Below are 24,679 nucleotides of genomic sequence, written 5' to 3'. Positions count from 1 at the left end.
TGTTAATCTTTTGTAGAAACGGAAACCTTAACACTCATTCCCGGACGTAGCTTCGCCAGGATGTCTTTTGGTGCATTGGTGATCTTAATTTTTACAGGAACACGCTGAACTACTTTCACGAAGTTACCTGTAGCATTGTCGGGAGGAAGAAGAGATCCTTTTGCCCCGGTTATCGGAGCGAAATTGTAGACTTCACCCTGAACATCTGCTTTTGGATAGGCATCGATCTCTATTTTAACCTTTAATCCCGGATTGATGTCTTCTAATTGAGTTTCCTTAAAATTAGCAGTTACATAAATGCTGTTTTCGTTAACGATAGAAAATAACGACTGACCTGCCTGAACAAGCTGCCCTTTTTGAACATTCTTTTTAGAAACAATTCCTGTTGAAGGCGCTTTAATGTCTGTATAAGACAATTGCAATTTGGCAAAATCTACGTCCGACTGGCGTTGGGTAACCCCGTTGTGGCTTACCGCCAATTGAGATTGAGTTGTTCCAACTTGTTTTACCGCTGCAGTATACTGATCGTTTGCAGCAGCGAAAGCAGCTTCAGCAGATTCTTTTTGCGCTTTTGCCTGATCGAATTGCTGTTGCGTAATCGATCCGTCTTTTACAAGATTGGCATAACGTACATAATCCTTTTGCGCCAATGACAGTTTTACCCTTGCTGCTTCAATATTGGCTTTCGCAGTACTGGTATTTGCTGCAGTAGCTGCAATTTGTGATTGTGAAACCCCAACACCTGCACTTGCACCCAGCTGTCCGGCCTGCGCTTGTTCCAGCTTTACTTTATAATCGCTGTCGTCCAGCTTAACCAACACATCTCCCGCATTTACAAGTGTGTTTTCTTCAAAATTGATGTCCTTAACATATCCGCCAACACGAGCTACGACAGGGCTGATGTCTCCGTCAATCTGCGCATCATCAGTGTCTACGTGTTTGCTGTAATAGATGTATTCTTTAATGCCAAATACCGCCCCGATTACGATTAATACCGCTAATATGATGGGGATTACTATATTCTTTTTTTTCTTTTCAGTTGTCATTGGAGTTTGTATTAAGGTTTTTTTATTGGGAAATTTTTCCTGTAGATTTTAATAGGGTATAATAGGCAAGTCCGGCATCCGCCTTTGCGAGTTCAAGATTGATCTTTGCCTGGTATAACAGGGTCTCTGCATCGATTCTGTCGATCGCCGAAGCCACATTATTTTTGTATTTGGAAGCCAGTAATTTGTCGTTCTCCGTTGCCTGTGCAATGGAAGTTTCGAGTACCTTAATCTTATTGATGGCCAGCTGATAGTTTTGATAATTTCTATTGATCTCTGTCTTTACCTGATCGGAAAAGATATCTTTTTGAAATTCAACATCCTTTTGTTGAATCCGGGCATCAGTAATCTTATGCTTATTGGTCCAAAGTGTTCCGATGTTCCAGGAAACATTGGCCGAGATTGTCATAGGGACGATAAACTGATTGCTCGGTGGAATGAATTTTCCACTTGGGTTAATGTAATACAAGTCGGCACCCACACCTACAGTAGGTAAAGTATTCGCTTTTACCGATTTAATGTTCACATCTGCCACTTTATTTCGGATGTCAAACTGTTTCATCTCCTGACGATTAGCGAAGGCAATGTCCATGTAGCTGCTCAGCGTACCTACGGTTTTAACGTTGTCACTGGGATCAGCGGGAACAACCTCTGTATCTTCATTTATTCCCAGGAGAATATCCAGGTTATAATTGAGGATCTTTCTGTTGTTTTCAATCTCCATTTCCGTTAAAGACACGTTGGCCTGCTGTAGCTGGAACCTCAGTACATCGTTTTTGGTCACGATGCCCTGGCTGAAAAACCGTTCTGCCTGTTTCAGCTGACTGGCAATTGACTCCAGGTTTTGCGCAACCACTTTTTTGCTTTGAAGAACCTTAAACAGGGAATAATAAGTATTGATCACCGCGTAGCTGATCTCTTCCTTATCCTTATCTGCATCTAAGCGTGCAACTTCAGTAAGCAGTCGGGTAGACTCTTCTGCGTACCTTAATTTTCCGCCACCATAGATCAATTCTTTAACGCCCAGGGTTCCTATAAACGCGTCTGCACGGTTTGGAAGATGTATTGGATTTGCTCCGCCAATACTTAGCTGGTTGGTTGGAATTTCAGCATGGTTGTAAAGAAATGAAGCTTCTGCCGTTGGGAGCGCATTATCTTTGGCCATATTGAGCTTGGCAACAGATTCGTCGATCTTATTTTGCGAACGCTTCAGGTTCTTACTGTTCTCAACGCCAAGCTGTATGGCTTCGGCTAAGCTCAGGTTTTTTGTGCTTTGAGCGTATAACATCCCCGGCAGGAGCAATGCTATGGCACTTAATTTAATTCTACTTATCATTTTTGGGGTGTTAAATACATAGTGAGAAGGTCGTTCAAATGGGCAATCAGGCGGATCGTAATGAGATCTCTGTCTTCCGGATTGTTAATGTCTAAGCCGGTTCCATAAGTGATCTTTGACGGAGAAATGGCCACATGGCTGATCGTTCCCATCAGGGTGGCAATCAACATTCGTACATCTACTTGTCTGAAACTGCCATCATCAATACCATCATTGATGATTTGTTCAATAACCACAAGGTTATTGGCCATTGTATTTTTGACTTTTAAAAACATTTCAGGACGCTGAGAGAGCGAAAGTTCCCGGTGCATCATTTTATGAAGGCCATGGTTGCATAGGATTCGTTTGGCATAACCCTCAATCACTTTCAATAATTTCTCCATTCCTGAGAGCTTATCCTGACTGATGCTGGTGAGTTGGTTGGTGAAATCAATGATTCTTTGCGACATGATTTCCATAAAGACACCTTCTTTCGATCCAAAGTAATAGTTGATCATTGACATGTTTGCCCCTGATTCCTTTGCAATCTGACGGGTAGAAGTCCCCTCATAACCCAATTCCGTAAACAGCCTTTCAGCCGCCTCCAGAATGTTTGCCTTTTTATCTATTTTTTCCATTCTTGAATTTGACGCGACAAAATTAATCAATCGATTGATTAATTGTGCTTGTTTTCTGAGATATTCCTTAATTATTTACCAAATGCTGACAGATTATGTATTTTTAAATCAATTAACCTAAGAACAATCTCCATGAAAAATCAGGTGTTATTATGGTGTTTTAGCTGTTTTATTGCACTTATTCTGCTCTCATCTTATAAAAATGAGCGATTGCAGGAAAAAGAAACATGGATCAGAATAAATCTTATAGGGTATCAGCAAGAATCGAAAAAGGTAGCTGTATGGATTAGTAAAACAGCAAAACTTCCTGAAAGTTTTCAAATTATAGACAAGAACAGTAAGGAAGTTGTTTTTACTTCCAAAAAGCTGAAATGCTTTGGGGAATACGGACCGTTTAAGAATTCCTGTCGCCTGGATTTTAGTGAATTTAAAAAGACCGGCCGTTACCTCATCCGCACAGACGATGTGTATTCTCCGGAAGTTATCATCAACGAAGAGGTTTATCGCCATACGGCTGATTTTGCTTTGCGATACCTGCGTCAGCAAAGAAGTGGTTTTAACCCATACCTGAAAGACAGTTGTCATACCAACGATGGCTATACAATGTATGGACCTATGCCAGACAGTACCCATATAGAGGTAAGTGGGGGCTGGCATGATGCTTCAGACTATTTACAATACGCCAGCACTTCCGCGAATGCAACCTATCACCTGCTGGCAGCTTACCGTGATTTTCCGGCCGTTTTCGAAGACCAGCATCAGGCAAACGGGTTGGAAGGAAAAAATGGACAAGCGGATGTATTGGATGAGGCAAAATGGGGTTTGGACTGGTTACTCAAAATGCACCCTAAAAAAGACTGGTTGTTTCACCAGATTGCAGACGACAGGGACCATCAGGGGCTCCGTTTGCCCAATGAAGATCTCGTGTCTTATGGAAAAGGACGCGAAAGACCAGTCTATTTTGCCACAGGAGAACCCCAGGGACTGGGTAAATTTAAAAACAGATCGAACGGACTGGCCTCTGTTGCAGGGAAATTCAGCAGCGCTTTTGCGCTGGGAAGCCAGCTCTTTCGTCAGAAAGATCCGCGATATGCGAATCTGCTCCTCAATAAATCCGGGTCTGCCTACCTTTTAGGTTTAAAAAAGCCAGGTATACAGCAGACTGCGCCAAACAGGGCACCCTATTTTTATGAAGAAGACAATTGGACCGATGATATGGAGCTTGCGGCAGCCACACTTTATGAACAAACCGCACAGCAGAAATACCGTAAACAGGCAATGGAATATGCCGGAAAAGAAAAAGTGACACCCTGGATGGGCGCAGATACCGCGAGACATTATCAATGGTATCCCTTTCATAATTTTGGACATTACGAAACGATAAAAGGGAACGGGAAACAAAAACAGCTATTGACCGGATATTATAAAGAAGGATTGGAACGCGTCTGGAATAAAGCTAAAAATAATGCTTTTTATAGAGGAATTCCCTTTATCTGGTGCTCCAATAACCTGACCGCTGCCTTCGCTATACAGAGTTATTTATATTTTAACCTCAGCGGAGATGAAACTTATGAGGAACTTGCCCAGGCAAATTTTGACTGGTTGTTTGGTTGCAACCCATGGGGTACCTCCATGGTGTATGGCCTGCCAAGTGGTGGCGATACGCCGACAGATCCGCATTCTGCCCTCAGCCATCTGAAGGGTTACCCTCTTGATGGAGGATTGGTTGACGGGCCTGTCTATGGAAGTATTTATAAAAACCTGATCGGAATTAAGCTGTCACAACCAGATGAGTACGCAGGATTCCAGTCAGACCTGGTCGTCTATCATGATGATTTTGGTGATTACAGTACAAATGAACCAACAATGGATGGCACGGCTTCACTGGTTTATCTGCTGGCAGCCTACGATCAGCGGACATTGTCTCCTCATCCGCAATTTGAAAGAGATCAGGGGGCCATCATCAGAGGAGATCGTTCAAAAAAACAATTGTCCCTGGCATTTACAGGACATGATTTTGCAGATGGCCTGGAAAAAATCACCGCTGTTCTGAAAAAAAACAAGGTAAAAGGGTCGTTCTTTTTTACCGGAACTTTTTATAACAACCCCAGGTTTAGCGATGCGATAAAAACCTTAAGGCAACAACAGCACTACCTTGGACCTCATTCCGATAAACATTTATTGTATTGCGACTGGAAGGATCGAAACCATTTACTGATCGATCAGGCAACATTTGAAGCGGACCTGAAGGCCAATTATGCCGCGATGGATAAATTCGGTATCTCTAAAGCAAAGGCGAAATTCTTTCTGCCACCATATGAATGGCACAATGAGATCATAAGCAACTGGACAAAGGAAATGGGACTGACATTGATCAATTATAGTCCGGGAACGCGAAGCAACGCCGATTATACCTGGCCGGAAATGGGATCGCGCTATCTCGGAAGCGAAGAGATTTATCGGTCTATCCTTGATTTTGAGCAGAAGTCATCCTTAAATGGTTTTATCTTATTAACACATGTTGGGACCGATGAGAAAAGAAAGGATAAATTTTACCCCCGTCTGGAGGAGCTGATCCGATATCTAAAGGCAAAAGGGTACCAGCTCGTGACTGTTCCTGATTTGTTAAGGTAGAGGTACTTCCTATTTTGAAATAAATCAATATCTTTGAGGCCTAAGTATTAAAAAGATGACTACACAAGAAGATAACAACAGTTTTGATTGGGTTTATTACGTTTTAGGCCTGGTTTTCGGCATTTTGACTGCAGCAATAATATCAGGTGGCTTTCTATGGTCTGTTTTAGGAGGTATTATCGGATTTATTTTCGGTGCTATTTTCTTAAATGCGATCGTTAAAGGTCGTGAGTATTAGTTCCCGGTTATCGTAAAAATCTTTTTCAGTGAAACCATCATAAGTGTCCTGCTTAAAAACAGCAGCGAATCGCTTTTGAAGGCTTCATTACCACTAAAAGATAATTATATTCTTATGAAACCATCATGATCTTACAGATCACGTAACGAACATTAAGATCATGATCGCTTCATTACCATTGAACAGAGTTCAGGAGTTCTTGAGAACCTTTAAAAATCAATAAAGAACACAAAAAATATATTCCAATGAAAAAAACAAGCCTTATAGCTGCTTTTGCATTGTTTTCTACCTTTGCTCAGGCACAGGATGTGAAACTTCCTGCACTAGACCCAAGCCCGGCCGACATCGTTTACTATCCCTTAAATGCGGCTAAAGTGAAAGACGATTCGAGTCCTTCGATTAAGGTCGTTTATTCCAGACCCAGCAGAAAAGGACGTGAAATTTTTGGCGTACTGGAGCAATATGGAAAGGTTTGGCGCCTGGGAGCTAATGAATGTACTGAAATCAGGTTCTTCAAAAATGTAGTGATCGGAGGCAAGAAGATCAAGGCAGGAACTTACAGCTTATATGCCATTCCGGAAAAAGACAAATGGGTCATCATCGTTAATAAACAAACCGATCGTTGGGGCGCCTATACCTATAATGAAGCTAAAGACGTAGTCAGGGTGGAGGTTCCGGTCAAGGCCTTACCGCAACCGGTAGAAACATTATCTATGACTTTTACTCCTCAGCCTGAAGGTGCCAATCTGGTGATTGCATGGGATAAAACAATCGTTGAACTTCCTGTAACTGTCAAATAGAAACAAATTAAAATATAAAAGAGGCCCGGTATTTTACCGGGCCTCTTTCATTTAAAGCGTTTTCAGCTTATGCTCTTCTGCGCCTTAGGTAGCTGTCAATGAAAGCCAGTGCCAGTAAAAGGTCTACAAAGAGAAATATTTTTATAGAGGTAGGCGTTACATATTTTCCGAAGTCAATATGCTCCATCTGGAAGCCCATGTCAAATTTCACATTCGTAAAATCGAAAGTACTATTGCTCAGTATGTAGCCTAATATGGCCAGTATGAAGCAGATAAAAAATGCGGCAATGCTATAAATGATCCGGGTATCTACCTTTGTTTTCATGGATACGGGTGCAATTTCCAGCTTTACCTGTTCCATCACATTTCTGGTGAAAGACATAGAGGGCTCTTCGAGTTCCAATTCATTCATCTGAGCGTTAATTGCAAGAAGCTCCTCGTACAAGGAACCATAAGCGGGATCACCGGCTATTTTAGCCTGTACGGACAGGGCCTGTTCGGGGCTGCTGTTTCCGTCTATATAATCCCAGATTTCTTCTTCCATCGTCATCATAATAACTCCTTTACTTCGTCTTTTAACAAATATTGTAATTTCTCCTTTAACCTGATCCTGGCCCGGTGTAATTTCACCTTCACCGTATTACTCTCCATATTCAGGGCTTTACCGATCTCTTCCAGGCTTTGTTCTCCCTGGTAAAATAGGGTAATGATGCTGGCGTCATCGGCAGATAATAAGGCTATTGCCTGATTTAGATAGACATATCCTGACTTTTTTTCAACGGTATCTGCGTTGAAATCAGAAATGTGATTTTCCAGCTGAATGATGCTGTCTGCCTCATCAATAGATTGAACATCCACCCTTTTTTTACGTAAAAAGCTCATGGAGGTCGTATAGGTAATGGTATACAGCCAGGTAGAAAATTTGGCAGTTTGTTTATAGGTTCCCAGAGCGCGGTAAGCTTTAATGAAACAATCCTGTGCAATCTCTTCTGCATCTTCTCTGTTCTTGGAGAAACGCATAGCCAATGTAAATACAAAGCGCTGATGACGCTTTACCAGTTCGGAGTACACCGAGGTATTGCCTGACAGGACTTCAGTAATTAAATCGATATCCGATTGCTTGTGCTGCATATAGTTTTTTAAGACGCGCGTCTTTTTTAGAGAGGTTAGTAGCTTGTAAGAGAAAAGTAATTAGTTGAGGTCTTTTTGTTTATCCAACCAGTTTTTCTCCACTACATAGGAAAGAATCAGCCCTAACCCTCCGCAAATGCTCAGGAAGCCAAAATAAACAGCTACTCCTTCTTCATCATCCAGGCCCGTTGCCCTTACCGTGAAGAGTGCAATCAGCAAGCCTAATCCCAGGCCCACAAGTAATAGTCCGAATTTTAAACTGATGAAAGGTTTTGGTGCACTTACCCTGGCAGCACTTGGTTCTAAACCACGCTCAATCATCGCCATCTTTTCTTTGTTGGACATGTACCTGAGGCCGAACACTAATGCCGTAGTACATACAAACATTGTTACCGGTACGATTACTTCTGGTCCCATCTTATTTTCAATTTAATTGTTAATGATCTGTTTATTTGAACTGATGTTCTGTAAGCTATGACCACATGAAAACCAATCAGGTTACAGCCTTCCTGAAAAAAAACAGAACTGACCTTAAAAATAAGGATAATCAGGCTGTTAGCGGCCATTATGGCCAAAATATAAAAGTAATGGATAAAAAGAAAATTGCTGTAAAAAAGAAAAAGCCGGAGAATTTCCGGCCTTATATCTGAGGTTTTGGGATGATAGCAACCGTTAAACGGCTAATGCAATTCATCTTTCCCTTGTCATTATAGATTTTAATTTCCCAAACATGGGTCTTTGCCCCGATATGCAGGGGCTTACAAATTCCGGTAACCAGGCCGCTTTTGACTGGCCTCAAATGGTTGGCATTAATCTCCAGCCCTACAGCCATGTGTTTTTCCGGATCGATACACATATAGGATGCGATGCTGCCCAGCGTTTCTGCGAGGACTACAGAGGCTCCTCCGTGAAGAATTCCTGCCGGTTGATGCGTCCGTTCATCTACAGGCATGGTAGCCGTTAGAAAATCATCGCCAACTTCTGTAAACTGAATGTCCAGTAAACCACCAAGATGGTTTTTTGGCCGGTCGTTTAATTGTGCCGGGGTAAATGCTGAAAACCACATTATAGATACCTTTCTTTAAGAACCAGGGTATGGTGCATCAGGTGGCCTGCAATCACAAATAACAAGGCCCGTACAGAAATCTGACGCTCTGAAGCGGTTCCGCTGCGGTCCAGTTCATGTTCATTCAGGGACTTAAAAAGATAAAGGTTCGACTTTCTGAGCAACGAAAACTCCTCTGAGAAACTCAATAGGCTGCGGTCAGAAAAATGTGCATTTGCAACATAGTCATCTTCCTCAAAACCAGGTAGGGCATGTTGTTCACTCCGGGCAAAACAAGTTAAACGGTAAACCAGAATCCGTTCGGTATCGATGATATGTCCCGCCATTTCTTTGACCGTCCATTTACCCGGCGCATAAGCATAATCTGCTTTTTCGATCAGGTCATTAAGGAAATCAGGAAATTCTGTGGCCTGTTTTTCCAGTATGCTCAGAATGTCATCTCCTGAAATTTTACTAATGTAAGTTTCCGCCCATGCGGGATACTCATGTGTTTGAGGTCGGTTCATAAGTAATGCTGCTTTTTAAGATGATTCGGAAAGTTGTCCCTTTTTCCAGTTCGGAATCTTTGACAAAAATCTGTCCGTTATGGTAATTTTCGATAATCCTTTTAGTGAGTGAGAGCCCTAATCCCCAGCCACGCTTCCTTGTGGTGTATCCGGGCTGGAATACGGCATCGAACTTTGATCTGGCAATACCTCTTCCCGTGTCGGTCACATCGATAAAAACCTCCTCTTTGGTGAGGTTTTCTATGATATTGATGACAATTGACCCTTCATTCTCAATGGCATTTGCTGCATTTTTCAAGAGGTTTTCGATCACCCAGTCGAAAAGAGGAACGTTGAGCAAGGCCCGTACCTGCTCATCTCCGGTTATGGTAAAAATAATCTTATCAGAGGTCCGCAGTTTAAAATATTCTACAAAATTATAAATGACAGTATACACCACATGATCCTCCACCACAGGTTTGGAGCCAATTTTAGAAAAGCGGTCTGTGATCACCTCCAGGCGTTTGATATCGTTCTCCATCTCGGCAATCAGAGGGTCATCTTCTGCATTGAAGCGCGATTTCATTAATTCTACCCAGGCCATAAGGGAAGAAATCGGAGTCCCCAGCTGGTGCGCTGTTTCTTTGGCCATTCCCACCCATACCTGGTCCTGTTCGGCCTTTCTTGCCGAGCTGAAAGCCACATAAGCAGTGAGTAAGAACAGCCCGATCACGCCTAATTGTATATAGGGGAAATAGCGAAGCTGAGTTAAAGTTGGCGAATCTTTATAATAAATATACCACCTGCTGCCGTCAAGACCGATAATTGGCGTAGGAGGATGTTGCTCCTTCATGATTTTCAGCTCTCTGACAAAATAAGCGGGATCATAAGTTAGGCCATCCTTTTTTTGAAGGCCATAATTGGTTTTCGTAGAATCCAGCCCCTGATAGGTCAGAATATTTCCTTCGGCACCAATAATCATTATCGGGAGTTTAGTATTGGTTCGGATCAGGTCGATGAGGTCTGTCGTATTCTCATCATCGTACATGGCCATCGTTTTCTCCGTTACCTTTACATATAACTGGAATTGCATCCGTTCTTCACGTTCCATTTTTTTTACGAAAAAGTCGCTATATAAAACAGATGCCGTGCCAATCACGATGGCAAAGAACAATAAGAAGAATTTCCAGCGGCGTTTTTTTTCGTATGGATTCATAGGTTATCTGGCCAAATTACAAAATAGCATTCAAAAATTGATGAATAGAAAGGTAACGCGGTAAAAAATATATCTTTGCAGATAGTAATTATGGAAAAGAAAGTAAGAGTAAGATTTGCCCCCAGCCCAACAGGCGGGTTGCATTTGGGTGGTGTACGTACCGCTTTGTTTAATTATTTGTTTGCTAAGAAACACAATGGAACCTTTATCCTTAGGGTAGAAGATACCGATCAGACGCGCTTTGTAGAAGGAGCAGAAGAATATATTGTTTCTTGTCTGAAATGGTGTGGCATGTCGCCGGATGAAAGTCCGCAGACAGGAGGCCCCTTTGAACCATATCGCCAGAGCGAGCGTAAAGCCACTTACAAACAATATGCAGACCAGCTGATTGCTGATGGTTATGCTTATTATGCTTTCGATACCCCGGAAGAGCTGGATGTTAAACGTAAGGAAATTCCTAATTTCACTTATGGATTGGCTACGCGCGGAGAAATGAGAAACTCACTGACTTTGACGGAGGCAGAAGTGAATGCGCTGTTGGCAGAAAATACACCTCATGTTGTGCGCATAAAAATGCCTGCAAACGAAACGGTTTCTTTTACGGACCTGATCAGAGGTCATGTTAGTTTTGATACGAACCTGGTCGACGATAAAGTTTTATTAAAGGCGGATGGAATGCCTACTTACCACCTCGCTGTTGTTGCCGATGATAAAGCAATGGAAATCAGTCACATCTTCAGAGGTGAGGAATGGTTGCCATCTGCACCTATACATATTTTACTTTGGAGGTACCTGGGCTGGGAAGATGTCATGCCTCAATGGGTGCATTTACCTTTAATCCTGAAACCAGACGGAAATGGAAAACTAAGCAAACGTGACGGAGACCGCCTTGGTTTCCCTGTATACGCGCAAAACTGGACTGATCCCAAATCCGGCGATCTGACCAAAGGATTTAAAGAGCTGGGCTTTATGCCGGAAGCTTTTGTGAATTTACTGGCCATGCTGGGTTGGAATGATGGAACGGATCAGGAGATTTTCTCGATGGCCGATCTGGTAGAAAAGTTCTCTGTAGAACGGATCAGCAAAGCCGGAGCGAAGTTTGATTTTGAAAAGGCCAAATGGTACAACCATGAGTGGATCAAAAATGCAGATGCCAAAACCCTGTTGCCGATTGTAAAAGATGCTTTTGCTGTACAGGGAACAGAGATTACTGAAGATGCCTATCTGGAAAAAATCATTGACCTGATTAAAGATCGTTGTCACCTGTTAACAGACTTTATTCCGCAGAGTGCCTATTTTTTTATTGCACCTCAGGAATATGATTTGCCGGCTGTAAAACCAAAATGGACGGCCGAAAAAGCAGAATTTTTTAACGCCTATACCAGCTTGATTTCAGATGAACTACCGGCAACAGTCCTGGAAGAAAAGTTCAAGGAACTGGCTGCAACGCACAATTTTAAACCCGGAGAGCTCATGCTTCCTTTTAGAATTATGTTGGTGGGAGGTAAATTCGGACCAGGTGTCTTTGACATTGCGGTAGCACTTGGGGCGGCAGAAACGATCCAAAGAATAAAGAATGCTTTAAGCGCTTTTGAATAATCCGGTGTTTTTCGTTTAAATTGGTATAACAATTGTCCCAGATTTTTGTAAACCAATTTAAACGAAATTTATATGCAGTGGTTCGGTAAAGGAAGTGGAAATATTGAAGATGGGAGAGGGAAGCCCAGTGGTGGTGTAATAGGAGGTGGAATCGGGATCCTTGTTGTAATCGTTGGTCTTTTCTTCGGGCAGGACTTAACGGGTTTGGTGAGTCAGTTGCCTTTAGGTGATGTTGGCCAGACGGAAATAAAAAAAGGCGACCCTACAGATAAAGAAGGGAAGTTCGTAAATGGGGTGTTGGAATCCACCAATCTGGTTTGGGAACAACAGTTTGCGGAAATGGGCAAGACCTACGAGAAGCCGATCATGAGGCTTTTTACAAATAGTGTATCCTCTGCATGTGGAAATGCTAGTGCTGCAGTAGGCCCTTTTTATTGCCCCGGGGATCATAAAGTATATATCGACTTAAGCTTCTATCAGGATTTACAAAACCGCTTTGGCGCTGCCGGAGATTTCGCCCAGGCCTATGTCATTGCACATGAGGTTGGACACCATGTTCAGAACCTGCTGGGGATTTCGGAAAAAATGCAGCGCATGAGAGCTCAGCTCAGCGAAAAAGAATACAACCGTTTATCTGTTAAACTGGAGCTGCAGGCAGATTTCTTTGCCGGACTTTGGGCAAATCACGCTCAAAATTTAAAGGACTTCAGACTGGAGGAAGGTGATATCGATGAAGCACTCACTGCTGCAAATGCCATCGGTGATGATAAACTGCAAAAACAGGCTCAGGGTGAGGTCGTTCCTGACGCATTTACGCATGGAACTTCTGCTCAAAGAGTGTTTTGGTTTAAGAAAGGCTTTGAGACCGGAGACATCAAACAAGGGGATACTTTTAATTCAAGCCAGCTTTAATTTCCTGTTTTCAAATAAAACAGCCATGAGGAGGGGATGTCCATCATATAATACCTTCCTGTGCGTTTAATTTGAAGACAAGCTGCAGACTATTTGCAAATTTTTTGATATAAAAGAAGTCTAAACATCTTTTATTCTTCAAACTTGTATAACTTTAGCAGTAAACTATTGCACAATTATGCATTGGCAACTGAGAGATTCAGCAGCCTTATTTATTTTTAATAATGATACTAATTGTAGATGATACTCCCGAGAACCTGATCTCATTAAAAAAGGTTCTGGAGAAAAATAATTTTGAAGTAGATACCGCATCATCAGGAGAAGAGGCCTTAAAAAAAGTTCTTAAAAATGAATATGTACTGATCATTCTGGACGTACAGATGCCGGGTATGGACGGATTTGAAGTAGCTGAAGCCATCTCCGGCTACAGCAAAGCAAGGGAAACAGCCATCATCTTTCTTTCCGCGGCCAATACGGAGAATAAATTTATCACAAAGGGGTATTCCTCCGGCGGGCTCGATTATATCACGAAACCCGTTGATATGGACATCCTGCTTTTAAAGGTGAAAACCTTTTACCGCATTTATGAGCAAAGCCGGAAACTGATCGAGATTCAGAAAGCATTACTGGATGAGATTGAGTTTAGGAAACAGGCCGAGCGAAAAAAGGATGAATTCATCAGCATCGCCAGTCATGAACTGAAAACCCCCTTAACCAGCGTTAAAGGATACGTACAATTGCTCGAAAGAAGCATTGAGAAAGGCGATGTGCCCACTTTAAAAAAGCACTTGCTGAAAGCCCAGGTCCAACTGGAAAAGCTCAATGAGCTCATTACAGATCTGCTGGATATCTCAAAGATTGAAAGTGGCAAGCTGAAATTCAATAAACAGCCATTTATGATGGATACTTTGCTGGATGGCGTTACAGAAATCATCCATCAGTCTAACCCCGAATTTAAGATCATCAAAACCGGAACTGCCAAAAGGGAGATTTGTGGTGATGAGATGCGGATAGAGCAGGTGATCATTAATTTCTTAACCAATGCAATTAAATATTCTCCGGGAACCAGCGAGATCCATATCAAGGTGGAAGAACGCGGAGAGCAGGTCTATGTTGGTGTCAAAGATTTTGGAATTGGGATCAATGCCGACCAGCAAAAGAATGTATTTGAAAAATTCTATAGGGTAGAAGAGACGGCCATCCACTTCCAGGGATTGGGAATCGGACTCTATATCTCCGCCGAAATCATCAGAAGACACAATGGTGAAGTAGGGGTGCATAGCATTCCCGGAGAAGGATCAGAATTTTATTTTAGTATTCCATTACAGTCCACATCCGACTCGGATTAAAACTACAAAACCTCAGTATGCAAAATAAGCAAAAATCTTTAAAAGGAAACCTGCGTGTTGGATTAGGGCTGTCACTGCTCTTGCTGTTTATCAGCTCGCTGGCCTCATATAACAGCATCAGAAGCCTCATTCAGAGCTCTGAAATGGTGCAGCATAGCAATGAAGTGATCAATGGCCTGGAGGAAGTGATTTCTACCCTGAAAGATGCCGAAACCGGACAACGTGGATTTCTGTTAACAGGTGATCAGGTCTTTTTAGACCCCTATAACGGGGCTACTGAACGCTCCGTCTCTCTGCTGGAAAATGTGGCCGTGCTGACCCGGGATAATCCTGTTCAGCAAAAGAATGTAGTCAGGTTAAATGAGCTCATTAAAGAGCGCATGAACATTCTTGCAAGGACAATTGACATCAAAAAGCGTGGAGGAAATGTAACAGTCTCTGAATTGCTCAATGGTAAAACCTATATGGACAGTGCCCGTGCAGTAATTAAGAGTATGGAAACGGAAGAAAAGCGTTTGCTGGAAGACCGTACTTCGGATTTGAATAAACTGGCCGGTTATACCCCAATTCTCATTGTCATTGCCGCGCTGTTGGCCATCCTGATTACCATTTTCTTTTACCGCAGGGTTTCTACCGATTTTAATGAAAGACTGAAACTGGAAGAGGAGCTGAAAGAGGTGAATAAGGAAGTGGAACGGAGAGTGAAAATGATCCGTGACCTTGCCGCACAGATTTCAAAAGGAGATTATCACGTCAGACTGGATCAGGATCAAAAAGATGACCTTGGAAAAGTGGCAGTTTCGCTGAATTCCATGGCCGAATCCTTACAGTATTCTTTCGCATTGCTGGAAGATAAAGAATGGCTACAATCAGGAATCGCCAGTTTGAACGACCAGATGGTTGGTGAAAAGAATGTTCCAGAACTCGCAAATGACATTTTAGAAAGCATTGTTTCACATACCCGAAGTCATGTGGCAGCTTTTTATCTGTTGGAAGACGAAAGCCATCTGGAACAAATAGCAGGGTATGCCCTGTTAAATCAGGACAAAAGAAGTCTGCTGAAGCAGGGAGAAGGCCTGGCCGGACAAGTATGGAAATCTGCGAAACAAATCCTGATCAATGACATTCCTGATCAGGAGATGACCATCAGTTATGCCGCTGGGAATACCAGACCAAAAAATGTCGTTGCTGTACCGGTATTGCGGAACGAACAAGTCGTTGGCGTGATAGAGTTAGGTTCTTTAAATACCTTTACCCCCCTGCAACTTGAATTTTTAAATAACATTTCTGTCAACATCGGAATCGCAATCCATGTTTCTCAAAACAGAAAAAAACTGCAGGAATTCCTGGAAGAAACCCAGGCTCAGGCAGAAGAATTACAGGCACAACACAGTGAACTGGAAGGATTAAATGCAGAACTGGAAGCCCAGACTCAAAAAATTCAGACTTCTGAGGAAGAGTTAAGGGTGCAACAGGAAGAACTGTTGCAGAGCAACCAGGAGCTGGAAGAGCGGACGAGCCTGCTGGAGGAAAAAAACCAGCTGATCCAGGAAAGAAACATGGACATTCAGCATAAAGCAGAACAGCTGGAGCAGAGCACCAAATACAAATCGGAATTTTTAGCCAATATGTCTCATGAATTGAGAACGCCTTTAAATTCAATCCTGTTGTTGTCCAAGCTGATGTCCGACAATAAAGAGCTGGATCCGGAATACATTGAATATGCGGAAGTGATTCAGAGCTCGGGCCAGGGATTACTGGCATTGATCGATGAAATCCTGGACCTTTCCAAGATAGAGGCAGGAAAAATGAAACTGGAGTTTGCAGAAGTCAGCATGAAAGAAGTCTCTACCGACATGCGTTCCCTTTTTGCACCGCTGGCAGAGTATAAAAAACTGCAGCTGATTGTGGAAACGGAAGAAGGACTGCCAAATATCAATACAGATAAGATGCGTTTGGAGCAAGTGCTGAAAAACCTGCTTTCTAATGCTATTAAGTTTACCGGTAAAGGAACCGTTAGCCTGACGATCAAAAAAGACGATTCCTATAAGTTCATCTTCTTTAAGGTCACAGATACCGGAATCGGCATTCCTGCCGATAAGCAAGGACTAATCTTCGAGGCTTTCCAGCAGGCGGATGGTTCTACCCGCCGCAATTTTGGAGGTACAGGACTGGGCTTGTCCATCAGCAGGGAGCTGGCCAAACTATTGGGTGGTGAGATTGAACTGAGCAGCAAGGAGCATGTTGGAAGTGAGTTTACCCTTATTTTACCGGTAAAGCAGGCAGATGCCATCAACCATAACGTAGAGGAAGAGTTGATCAGCCCGCTGCCCTATGTCGAAAAAGTAATGGAATCGCAGGAGGAGCGGTTTACGGTAGATAAGATTCCCCAGGAAATCGAAGATGACCGACATGACATTCAGCAGGGAGACAAGGTCATTCTGATCATTGAAGATGATACCAATTTCGCCAAAACACTTTTAACCTTTACCAGAAAAAGAGATTATAAAGGAATTGTAGCCGTAAGAGGGGATGTCGGCATCGAGCTGGCTCATCAATACAAGCCCCTGGCCATATTACTCGACATCCAGTTGCCGGTGAAAGACGGCTGGCAGGTGATGGAAGAATTGAAGTCCAATCCGGCAACAAAGCCCATCCCGGTACACATCATGTCTTCGCTGGAAGTAAAGAAAGAAAGCATTTTAAAAGGAGCGGTTGATTTTATCAATAAACCGGTCGCACTGGAACAAATGAAAAATATCTTTCAGAAACTGGAAGATGCATTGAGCCGGTCGCCGAAGAAAGTGCTGATCGTCGAAGAAAATAAACAACACGCAGAAGCATTGAGCTACTTTTTAAGCAATTACAACATTCAGACAGAAGTAGTCAATAATGTCGGACAAAGTATCGGGGCACTCCATAAAAAGGAAGTAGACTGTGTCATCCTGGATATGGGCATCCCGGATAAAAATGCTTATGAGACATTGGAAACGATTAAAAAAAGCGAAGGACTGGAAAATCTGCCGATCATCATTTTTACGGGTAAAAACCTCTCTAAAGGCGAAGAAATCAGAATTAAACAATATGCCGATTCTATCGTCGTAAAAACTGCACATTCTTACCAGAGAATTCTGGATGAAGCAGGGCTTTTTCTGCACCTGGTGGAGGAAAAACAAATAGAAGGAAAAGCTAAAAAACCAATGTCCGACCGACTGGGAGGGCTGTATGAAGTGCTGAACAATAAAACCGTATTGATTGCGGATGACGATGTCCGGAATATCTTTTCACTCACCAAAGCCCTCGAGCAGCACAAGATGAAAGTATTGGCCGCTACAGACGGAAAAGAAGCCCTGCAGATCCTCAGGGAAAATCCACTGGTAGATATTGTGCTCATGGACATGATGATGCCGGAGATGGACGGATATGAGAGCACAAGGGAAATCAGAAAGATCAATGCTTACAAACATTTGCCTGTTTTGGCTGTTACTGCCAAAGCAATGATGGGAGACCGTGAGAAATGCATCGCCGCAGGTGCCTCCGATTACATCTCTAAACCCGTAGATATCGACCAGTTGATTTCTTTATTAAGGGTTTGGCTTTACGATAAAGTTTAAGTAGAATATTTACCGTATTTTTAAATATATGGCCGATAATAAAATATTAATAGTAGACGACGACAACAGGAATATTTTTGCCCTGTCAGCAGTGCTAAAAGCAAAAGGATATAAATGTGTCTCTGCAACCGGAGGAGAAGAAGGCCTTGACCTTTTGAAAAAAGAGAAAGGAATTGCAGTGGTATTAATGGATATGATGATGCCGGGAATGGACGGATATCAGGCAATGGCAGAAATGAATGACCATCCTGAATTGAAAGATATTCCGGTCATTGCAGTCACGGCACAAGCCATGGTCGGCGACAGAGAGCGCTGTATCAATGCAGGCGCAGTGGGCTATGTCTCCAAGCCAATAAATGTAGAGGAATTAACCCGCTTGCTTACCCAGTATATCTAAGGAAATTTGGAATTACCTGTTGTAAATGATGAACAAGTCGAAATCCTGCTTTCAGATCTTCTGGAACAGTATGGCTACGACTTTACCGGATATTCCAGAGCATCATTAAAAAGAAGGATCATCAGGCTTTATTCCCTGGATAAAGCCCTGAGTTTTGCCGAATTTCGATATAAAGTGAACAACGACTCTGCCTACTTTAAGCGTTTCGTAGAACAGGTTACCGTAAATGTGACAGAAATGTTTCGGGATCCTCAGTTCTTTAAAACATTGAGGGAAACCGTTCTTCCGAAACTTGGAACATATCCTTTTATCCGGATCTGGCTTGCGGGCTGTTCGACGGGAGAAGAAGCGTATTCCATTTCCATCGTTTTAAAGGAACTGAACCTGCTGCATAAATCGCTGATTTACGCGACAGATTTAAACCCCTCAGTCCTGGAAAAGGCTGCTCAGGGAATGTTTTCACTGGGACAGATGAAACAATATTCAGAAAACTATATTGCTGCTGGTGGAACGATGGATTTCTCCGGCTATTACAGTGCGAATTATTCCCTTGCAAAGTTTGATGAGGAGCTGAAAAGCAAAATCATCTTCTCTACACACAACCTCGTCTCAGACCATTCTTTTAATGAATTTCAGCTGATCCTTTGCAGGAATGTCCTGATTTATTTTGACCGGGACCTTCAGAACAATGTGCTGGAATTATTTGACGAAAGCCTGGAAGACCTGGGCTACCTGGCATTGGGAACGAAGGAGACGATAGACTTTTCTCCGATTAATAAAAAATATAAACGGCTGCCTGCCAATAAAATATGGAGGAAAGTTAGCTGATGAGCATGTGTGACGCATTTATTATAGGAGGTTCTGCGGGAAGCCTGGATGTACTGTTAAAAGTGCTTCCGGAAATTCAGCCTGATATTCCTTTTCCAATAATCATTGTGATCCACCGGAAACATGGCGCAGACTCACTATTGCCCGATCTGTTGTCTTCCAGGACAAAACTCATTGTGAAAGAAGCAGATGAGAAAGAAAAAATTGTTGCAGGAACAGTATATATTGCACCTTCAGACTATCACCTGCTGATCGAAATGGACCGTACCTTTTCTTTGGATTACTCTGAAAAAGTAAATTATTCCAGGCCGGCAATAGATGTGACCTTTCAAACCGCTGCGGAAGCCTATAAAAATAAACTGGTCTGCCTGTTGCTTTCCGGTTCAAATGCCGATGGGGTAAAAGGACTGAAAACAGTCAAAGCATGGGCGGGAAAGGCGGTTATTCAGGATCCGGAATCCGCACAAGTTGCTTACATGCCGGAACAGGCAAAGAAACATGTTGAAATAGATCGCATTTTACGCATAGAAGATGTTGCAGAATTTATAAATTTACTGCGCTAGATTAAAAAAAATAAATGGGGAACTCAAAAAAGGTTTTTGTATTTGATGATAACGCTGACATATTAGAGTTATGTACGATTATCCTGGAAGATGCAGGATTTGAGATTAAAACATCATCCACGTCTAATCAGATTGTAGATCAGGTAATGGCCTATATGCCGGATATCATCTTTATGGACAACTGGCTGCCCGATGTTGGAGGAATTGATGCGACCAGGGAGCTGAAAGGACATCCGACCTTAAAAGGCATTCCGGTGATTTATTTTACGGCCAACAACGATGTAAAGTCATTGGCCGAACAGGCAGGTGCTGATGGTTATTTATCAAAGCCATTTGACATTCAGGAGCTGGAGAACATCATCAACAAGCACCTGGGACTCTAAGCCTCTTAATTCTTCATTCTGCCTTTTTCTTCTTCTACTCCGGTAACCCTTTTCCTTGCGGGCTTAAGTTCATTCTTGCCAAATTTATAGGAGAAGGTGATTCTGGCCACACGGGTTTCATTTTTCTGGTAGAGCTTATAGCTGAGCCCCGGAAGGGTACTGCTCAAACGGGTAACCTGGGTATTGAAAACATCACTTAAAGCGAGTTTAATATTGATTTTCTTATTCATCAGCGACTTGCTCATGCCGATGTCTATGCCATGACGTTCCCCAATAGATAAAGTTCCATATTCCAGCGGGGACTCATACCTCGCACTCAGTTCTGCATTCAGATCCGGATTGATGATAAAAGTATGCTGTGATTTAATGACAAAAGAGCTTTTGGAGGTATTTAAAGGTTTCCCTGCCAGATCCGGAGTGCTAAATTTCAAATGGAACACATTGAGGTTGTTATTGGTTTGCCACCATTTAAAAATGCTGATGGGCACATTGAAATTCGCTCCGTAAACAACGTTCCTGGCAAGGTTGGCATTGGTCTGGAACAGCGCCTTTTTTTCTTCGTTAGGCAGGAGTACTTCCGTAATGACATCTTTCACTACACTATAGTTCAGGCTGAGAGAATAGCGTTTAAGGGTGTAATTTGCTTCGAAATTGTGGGTATACTGAGGGTTGAGGAAGGGATTTCCCTGGTTATAAGTATACTGGTCAAGGTAATAGATAAATGGATTCAGTGCATCATAACTCGGACGGTCTATTCTTCTGCTGTAAGATACGCCGATTGTCTGGTCTTTAGTCAGGGTTTGATTGACGAATACACTGGGGAAAAAGTCCAGATATGATCTTTTGGTAATCCTGTTTTCCGTAATGGAATTCCCCTTGGAGTTGGTCTGTTCTGCTCGCAATCCCAATTGAACACTGGTGGATTTAAACTGTTTGCTCAGGTTAAAATAGGCTGCGTTCACATTTTCATCGTAAATAAACCGGTTGCTGCGGAGCGGATCGTTTTTCCATTGACTATCCTTCAGTTCTTCGGCGATAAAATTATTGTCCGTCTCTACCGAACTGCTTTTAATTCCGGTTTCCAATTTCATGGTCTTATTCAGGGGCAGGGTATAATCCACTTTAAAGGCTTTAATATTGATCCTGGAAGGACTCTGGTTCCTGAGGAAGCTGGTGGGCTTGAGTTCTGACCCATCGGCGTATATAAAGCGGTTGACATAATTGGCATCGTCGCCGGAATGGTAACGTGAATAATCCAGATCCGCAGTAATTTCCTGTCCGGAAGTATCCAGAACGGATTTATAATTAAGGTTATAAGCATAATTCTGGTAATTACTATGAATGACGTTTTTGGCGAGTACCGCAGAGTCAGGCTGACCGAAAGAGCGGCCAATCCAGGTATTATTGTCCATCAGGTCATCTGAGGTATTGGCATAACCACTGAATAAAACCCCCAGTGTATTGTTTTTATTCAGGAAAATATCCATTCCCGCCTTAAAATTATGACTGTTATTCTTACGCTGATCCGTTGATGACTGTTCAAAATAGGTTTTTGGGGTGCCTTCCTTCCCGGCAATACGGTCAATGGTCATATCCTGGTTCCGCTTGGTCCCGCCAAAATTATAGTTCCCAAAAAGATTTACTTTTTCCGAACGGTGGTTTAAGTTTAAACTGGCGTTTTCATTCAGGTTCTGACCATAACCCAAAGTTCCGGAAAGACTCCCGTTGGTTCCGCCATTTTTACTTTTCCTGGTTTTAATATTGATGATGCCGGAATTTCCTGCAGCCTCATATTTGGCGGAGGGATTGGTAATCAGTTCAATACTTTCTATCTGTGAACTTTGCATGCTTCTGAGGAGGTTGCTCACGTCTGCATTGCTCATATACGTTTGCTTTCCATCGATCTGAATCATTACCCCCTGTTTGCCTTGCATAGAGATGTTGTCATTCTGATCTACCGTCACGCCTGGCGCCTTTTCGAGGACTTCCAGGGCGGTGCTTCCGGTCATCAAACTGCTGTTCTCTACATTCATGATCAGTTTATCTGTTTTTCGCTCAAATAAAGGCTTTACAGCCGTAATCTTAACTTCGCTGAGGTCTTTACTCCCTGAATTTAAACGAAGGTCCTGAAGCTTGATATGAAGGTTTTTTGCATCTATTTTAAAAAGCTCGCTTTTTGAAGTAGAATACCCCATCAGAGAAGACTTTATGTAATAATTTCCGGGTTTGATTTGCAGAAACTGAAATTTTCCGGAAGCGTCTGTAATGGCTGATCTTACAAGGGAGGAATCCGCCTGGTTAAACAAGGCCACTGTTGCATAATCCAAAGGTTTCTTTTGCTCATCGGTGACCGCTCCGGTAACGGTGGCCTGAACGGCACTATCTTGTGCCATGGCTATTCCTGAGCTGATAAAGAGAAAAAATAGATTTAAATAAAGTGTTTTCATGAGTTCTGGTCTGTTTAAAAAAAAGCACGCAAAATCCCCATAGCGTAAAATCACACTCCATGTTAATGAAGAAAAATCAGGGCGTTTTTAAAACAGATGGTTTTCTGTTGCTTCTATAGTTAAGACGGTAAAAAAATCAAAACGTTACAAATAATTGATTTTATTGCAAATAAATTGCCTGAGTGGCGCATAAAAAAGAAAAGGCCATCAGTGTGATACTGATGGCCTCTTTTATGAATTTTAACGGGTTTATTTTACGCCAAGAACGTCTACGCCCTGCTCAAAGATCACATCCACAGGAATGCCTTTTTGAGTCAGACGGTCTAAATCTTTTTGAAGTTCTGCGCTAATCACGGCTTTCTCTTTTTGTGTTTTCTCTACTGCAGCTTTATCTCCGTTACCCTGAAGCGTAATGATCAGTTTGCTTAACTTGTTCATCGCCGTTTCAAATTTGGCGAAATCTACTTTATAGGTTCCGTTTTCATTGCGTATGAATGCGCCATTCTCTTTAAAGAAGTTGAAACATTGCATATTTGCTTTTCCATGTGCACTCGCTGCACCAAACCTTACCGAACGAAGGATTCCAGCCATATAAGTGGTATAAAAGGTCTTGATATCGCCTTCCAGCTCTCCTTTTTTAAGCAATCCGGTAACCATATACAAGCCCAAAACATCGGCCTTACCTTCTTCTAACCATGAGTATTGCTCCTGCAACGCTTCTTTTACAAAGCCTTTTCCGGTAATGGTTTTTTTGATTCCCAGGCCATGTGCAACTTCATGGAACATCACGTTGGAAAAGAAAGCATCGAAATTGATGTATTGCTGCTGGTCTTTATCGATCAGTTCTTTTGCAATTGGCACAAGGATCTTATCAAATTTTGCTTTCATGGCATTTTTTAACTGGGAGCGTCTGGTTCCTTTCTTTTGCTGAATGATCTCATCATTAGGAAGGTTTACAGCGATGGTTTTTGATCCCGCATTACAATCTCCGGCATAATAAACGACATCGTAAGCATTTAACTCCGAATCTGTTCCCGGCTTTTCTTTTTTGTATTTAGCATCCACCGGAAGTCCTTCCTGTAGTTGAGGTAGCATGCTCACATATTTTGCAAGGCGTTTGCTCCATACTTTATCCTTTACCAATACATAGGCCTCATAAGAAGCCCTGGCATTGAACAATTTGTCCTCATAATTTTCGATCGGGCCGATAATGATGTCCAGGTTATTGGTTTTCATATCCAGCCAGGCATAATCACTGGCGGTATAATCATCCGAAACCAACGCATCTGCGCGCAGGTTCAGGTATTTTTTAAATCCCGCATCTTCCGCAAGTAATGCCGCTTGTTTAAGTAATGCTGATGCATTTTGTAGCTCTGAAGCATATAAAACGTGGTAAGGAACAGCGCTCAGTTTTCCCGTGCTGTCTTTCTTTATCACCGAATACTGACCTAGTTTATCTTTCACATCCGATTTCTCTAACTCGGCTTTGGTCATTCCGGCAGGGTAGAAGCTGGCCGCATCCGGCTTTGCACCAATCCCTGAAATGAATGGTTTATCTCCGTTTAAACGGTCCCAAGGCCCGTAGTTGATCCAGACAAAAGCTTTTGTCTTTTCATCCTTTATGGTGCTCAATAAGCTGTCACGCTGTGGATATGCCTGTTTCCAGAAAAGCTCGTCCATAATTTGGGCAGCCTGGATCAATAAAGGTAAAATCTTACGTTCATTGGCAGATAATTCATTCAGGTTGGTGCTCAGTTTAACCTTTTCGTAAATCGCGATCCGGTCATTTACATAACGTTGCAAACTATCTTCACCTGAACTGGTATCTTTAACAGTGGTATTGGTGTTTCCATTTGGGTTGCTACAAGAAGAAATTCCTGTAACCAGGGCACATCCGGCAATAATAAGCGTTAACTTGCTTAAGTTTCTCATATTGAATTTTTGTTTTTTTATCGATGCAAAGCTACATCAAATGCAGGCATTTTCGTCGCTCTCCTTTGGTTGATCTCCTAACAAGA

22 protein-coding genes are annotated in these 24,679 nt (G+C 42.4%); 11 read left to right on the top strand and 11 right to left on the bottom strand.

Annotation, left to right across the window (positions count from 1 at the left end; translation table 11 throughout):
- Positions 1–2 precede the first annotated feature (2 nt).
- From DBR43_RS25385 to DBR43_RS25375, 3 genes are read right to left on the bottom strand one after another with little or no spacing between them, the layout of a single operon-like run.
- Positions 3–1,046, bottom strand: coding sequence for an HlyD family secretion protein (locus DBR43_RS25385; protein ID WP_124586077.1), 1,044 nt, complete (start codon positions 1,044–1,046; stop codon positions 3–5).
- A 22-nt stretch (positions 1,047–1,068) separates the two neighbouring features.
- Entirely contained in the window at positions 1,069–2,382 is a 1,314-nt protein-coding gene (locus DBR43_RS25380; protein ID WP_124586075.1) for a TolC family protein, read from the bottom strand.
- Positions 2,379–2,999, bottom strand: a complete 621-nt coding sequence (locus DBR43_RS25375) for a TetR/AcrR family transcriptional regulator (protein WP_124586073.1) — start codon at positions 2,997–2,999, stop codon at positions 2,379–2,381. The genes DBR43_RS25380 and DBR43_RS25375 overlap by 4 nt, the downstream gene beginning before the upstream one ends.
- A 132-nt stretch (positions 3,000–3,131) precedes the next feature.
- Between DBR43_RS25375 and DBR43_RS25370 the strand changes: the two genes are divergently transcribed.
- The 3 genes from DBR43_RS25370 to DBR43_RS25360 all read left to right on the top strand — a co-directional run bounded on the left by DBR43_RS25370 (position 3,132) and on the right by DBR43_RS25360 (position 6,671).
- On the top strand, positions 3,132–5,633 hold the full coding sequence (locus DBR43_RS25370; RefSeq protein ID WP_124586071.1) for a glycoside hydrolase family 9 protein: 2,502 nt from the start codon (positions 3,132–3,134) through the stop codon (positions 5,631–5,633).
- Positions 5,634–5,688: 55 nt separating this feature from the next.
- A complete protein-coding gene (locus DBR43_RS25365) occupies positions 5,689–5,871 on the top strand; it encodes a hypothetical protein (RefSeq protein WP_124586069.1) in 183 nt (60 codons plus the stop codon).
- 245 nt (positions 5,872–6,116) lie between these two features.
- Positions 6,117–6,671, top strand: coding sequence for a DUF2911 domain-containing protein (locus DBR43_RS25360; RefSeq protein ID WP_124586067.1), 555 nt, complete (start codon positions 6,117–6,119; stop codon positions 6,669–6,671).
- Positions 6,672–6,738: 67 nt separating this feature from the next.
- Here DBR43_RS25360 and DBR43_RS25355 read toward each other — a convergent pair whose 3' ends face one another.
- The 6 genes from DBR43_RS25355 to DBR43_RS25330 form a co-directional block, all read right to left on the bottom strand.
- Entirely contained in the window at positions 6,739–7,224 is a 486-nt protein-coding gene (locus tag DBR43_RS25355; RefSeq protein ID WP_124586065.1) for an anti-sigma factor family protein, read from the bottom strand.
- A complete protein-coding gene (locus DBR43_RS25350; protein ID WP_124586063.1) occupies positions 7,221–7,802 on the bottom strand; it encodes an RNA polymerase sigma factor in 582 nt (193 codons plus the stop codon). The genes DBR43_RS25355 and DBR43_RS25350 overlap by 4 nt, the downstream gene beginning before the upstream one ends.
- Before the next feature lie 60 nt (positions 7,803–7,862).
- A complete protein-coding gene (locus DBR43_RS25345; protein WP_233603210.1) occupies positions 7,863–8,219 on the bottom strand; it encodes a DUF6249 domain-containing protein in 357 nt (118 codons plus the stop codon).
- 223 nt (positions 8,220–8,442) lie between these two features.
- Entirely contained in the window at positions 8,443–8,868 is a 426-nt protein-coding gene (locus DBR43_RS25340) for a hotdog fold thioesterase (protein ID WP_124586061.1), read from the bottom strand.
- Positions 8,868–9,374, bottom strand: coding sequence for a DinB family protein (locus DBR43_RS25335; RefSeq protein WP_124586059.1), 507 nt, complete (start codon positions 9,372–9,374; stop codon positions 8,868–8,870). The genes DBR43_RS25340 and DBR43_RS25335 overlap by 1 nt, the downstream gene beginning before the upstream one ends.
- Positions 9,352–10,569 (bottom strand): sensor histidine kinase, encoded by a 1,218-nt coding sequence (locus DBR43_RS25330; RefSeq protein WP_124586057.1) that lies wholly within the window; start codon positions 10,567–10,569, stop codon positions 9,352–9,354. Before DBR43_RS25330 ends, DBR43_RS25335 begins: the two co-directional genes overlap by 23 nt.
- 90 nt (positions 10,570–10,659) lie before the next feature.
- On the opposite strand from DBR43_RS25330, the gene gltX reads away from it, so the two are divergent.
- From gltX to DBR43_RS25290, 8 genes are all read left to right on the top strand, one after another.
- On the top strand, positions 10,660–12,168 hold the full coding sequence (gene gltX, locus DBR43_RS25325; protein WP_124586313.1) for a glutamate--tRNA ligase: 1,509 nt from the start codon (positions 10,660–10,662) through the stop codon (positions 12,166–12,168).
- Between the two features lie 72 nt (positions 12,169–12,240).
- Positions 12,241–13,080, top strand: coding sequence for a neutral zinc metallopeptidase (locus DBR43_RS25320; protein ID WP_124586055.1), 840 nt, complete (start codon positions 12,241–12,243; stop codon positions 13,078–13,080).
- 224 nt (positions 13,081–13,304) lie between these two features.
- Complete coding sequence (locus tag DBR43_RS25315) at positions 13,305–14,429, top strand: hybrid sensor histidine kinase/response regulator (protein WP_124586053.1); 1,125 nt, start codon at positions 13,305–13,307, stop codon at positions 14,427–14,429.
- Between the two features lie 17 nt (positions 14,430–14,446).
- On the top strand, positions 14,447–18,043 hold the full coding sequence (locus DBR43_RS25310; RefSeq protein ID WP_124586051.1) for a response regulator: 3,597 nt from the start codon (positions 14,447–14,449) through the stop codon (positions 18,041–18,043).
- Positions 18,044–18,071: 28 nt separating this feature from the next.
- Positions 18,072–18,440: a response regulator gene (locus DBR43_RS25305; protein WP_124586049.1), complete on the top strand. Its 369-nt coding sequence runs from the start codon at positions 18,072–18,074 to the stop codon at positions 18,438–18,440.
- A gap of 6 nt (positions 18,441–18,446) precedes the next feature.
- Positions 18,447–19,268: a CheR family methyltransferase gene (locus tag DBR43_RS25300; RefSeq protein WP_124586047.1), complete on the top strand. Its 822-nt coding sequence runs from the start codon at positions 18,447–18,449 to the stop codon at positions 19,266–19,268.
- A 5-nt stretch (positions 19,269–19,273) separates the two neighbouring features.
- Positions 19,274–19,831: a chemotaxis protein CheB gene (locus DBR43_RS25295; protein ID WP_233603207.1), complete on the top strand. Its 558-nt coding sequence runs from the start codon at positions 19,274–19,276 to the stop codon at positions 19,829–19,831.
- A gap of 14 nt (positions 19,832–19,845) precedes the next feature.
- Positions 19,846–20,214 carry a response regulator gene (locus DBR43_RS25290; protein WP_124586043.1) on the top strand — a complete coding sequence of 123 codons (369 nt, stop codon included), beginning with the start codon at positions 19,846–19,848 and terminating at the stop codon, positions 20,212–20,214.
- Between the two features lie 5 nt (positions 20,215–20,219).
- Here the strand turns inward: DBR43_RS25290 and DBR43_RS25285 are convergent, their stop codons facing one another.
- Together DBR43_RS25285 and DBR43_RS25280 are read right to left on the bottom strand one after the other, a co-directional pair.
- Positions 20,220–22,661 (bottom strand): outer membrane beta-barrel family protein, encoded by a 2,442-nt coding sequence (locus tag DBR43_RS25285; protein WP_124586041.1) that lies wholly within the window; start codon positions 22,659–22,661, stop codon positions 20,220–20,222.
- Between the two features lie 249 nt (positions 22,662–22,910).
- The gene (locus tag DBR43_RS25280) at positions 22,911–24,593 is read right to left on the bottom strand and encodes a dipeptidyl-peptidase 3 family protein (RefSeq protein ID WP_124586039.1); all 1,683 of its coding nucleotides are present in this window, start codon (positions 24,591–24,593) and stop codon (positions 22,911–22,913) included.
- Positions 24,594–24,679: the final 86 nt, after the last annotated feature.

This window comes from Pedobacter sp. KBW06, from assembly GCF_003852525.1.
Taxonomy (GTDB): domain Bacteria; phylum Bacteroidota; class Bacteroidia; order Sphingobacteriales; family Sphingobacteriaceae; genus Pedobacter.
Note: the sequence above shows the minus strand (reverse complement) of the source record. Positions and strands in the feature narration are given on the sequence as shown.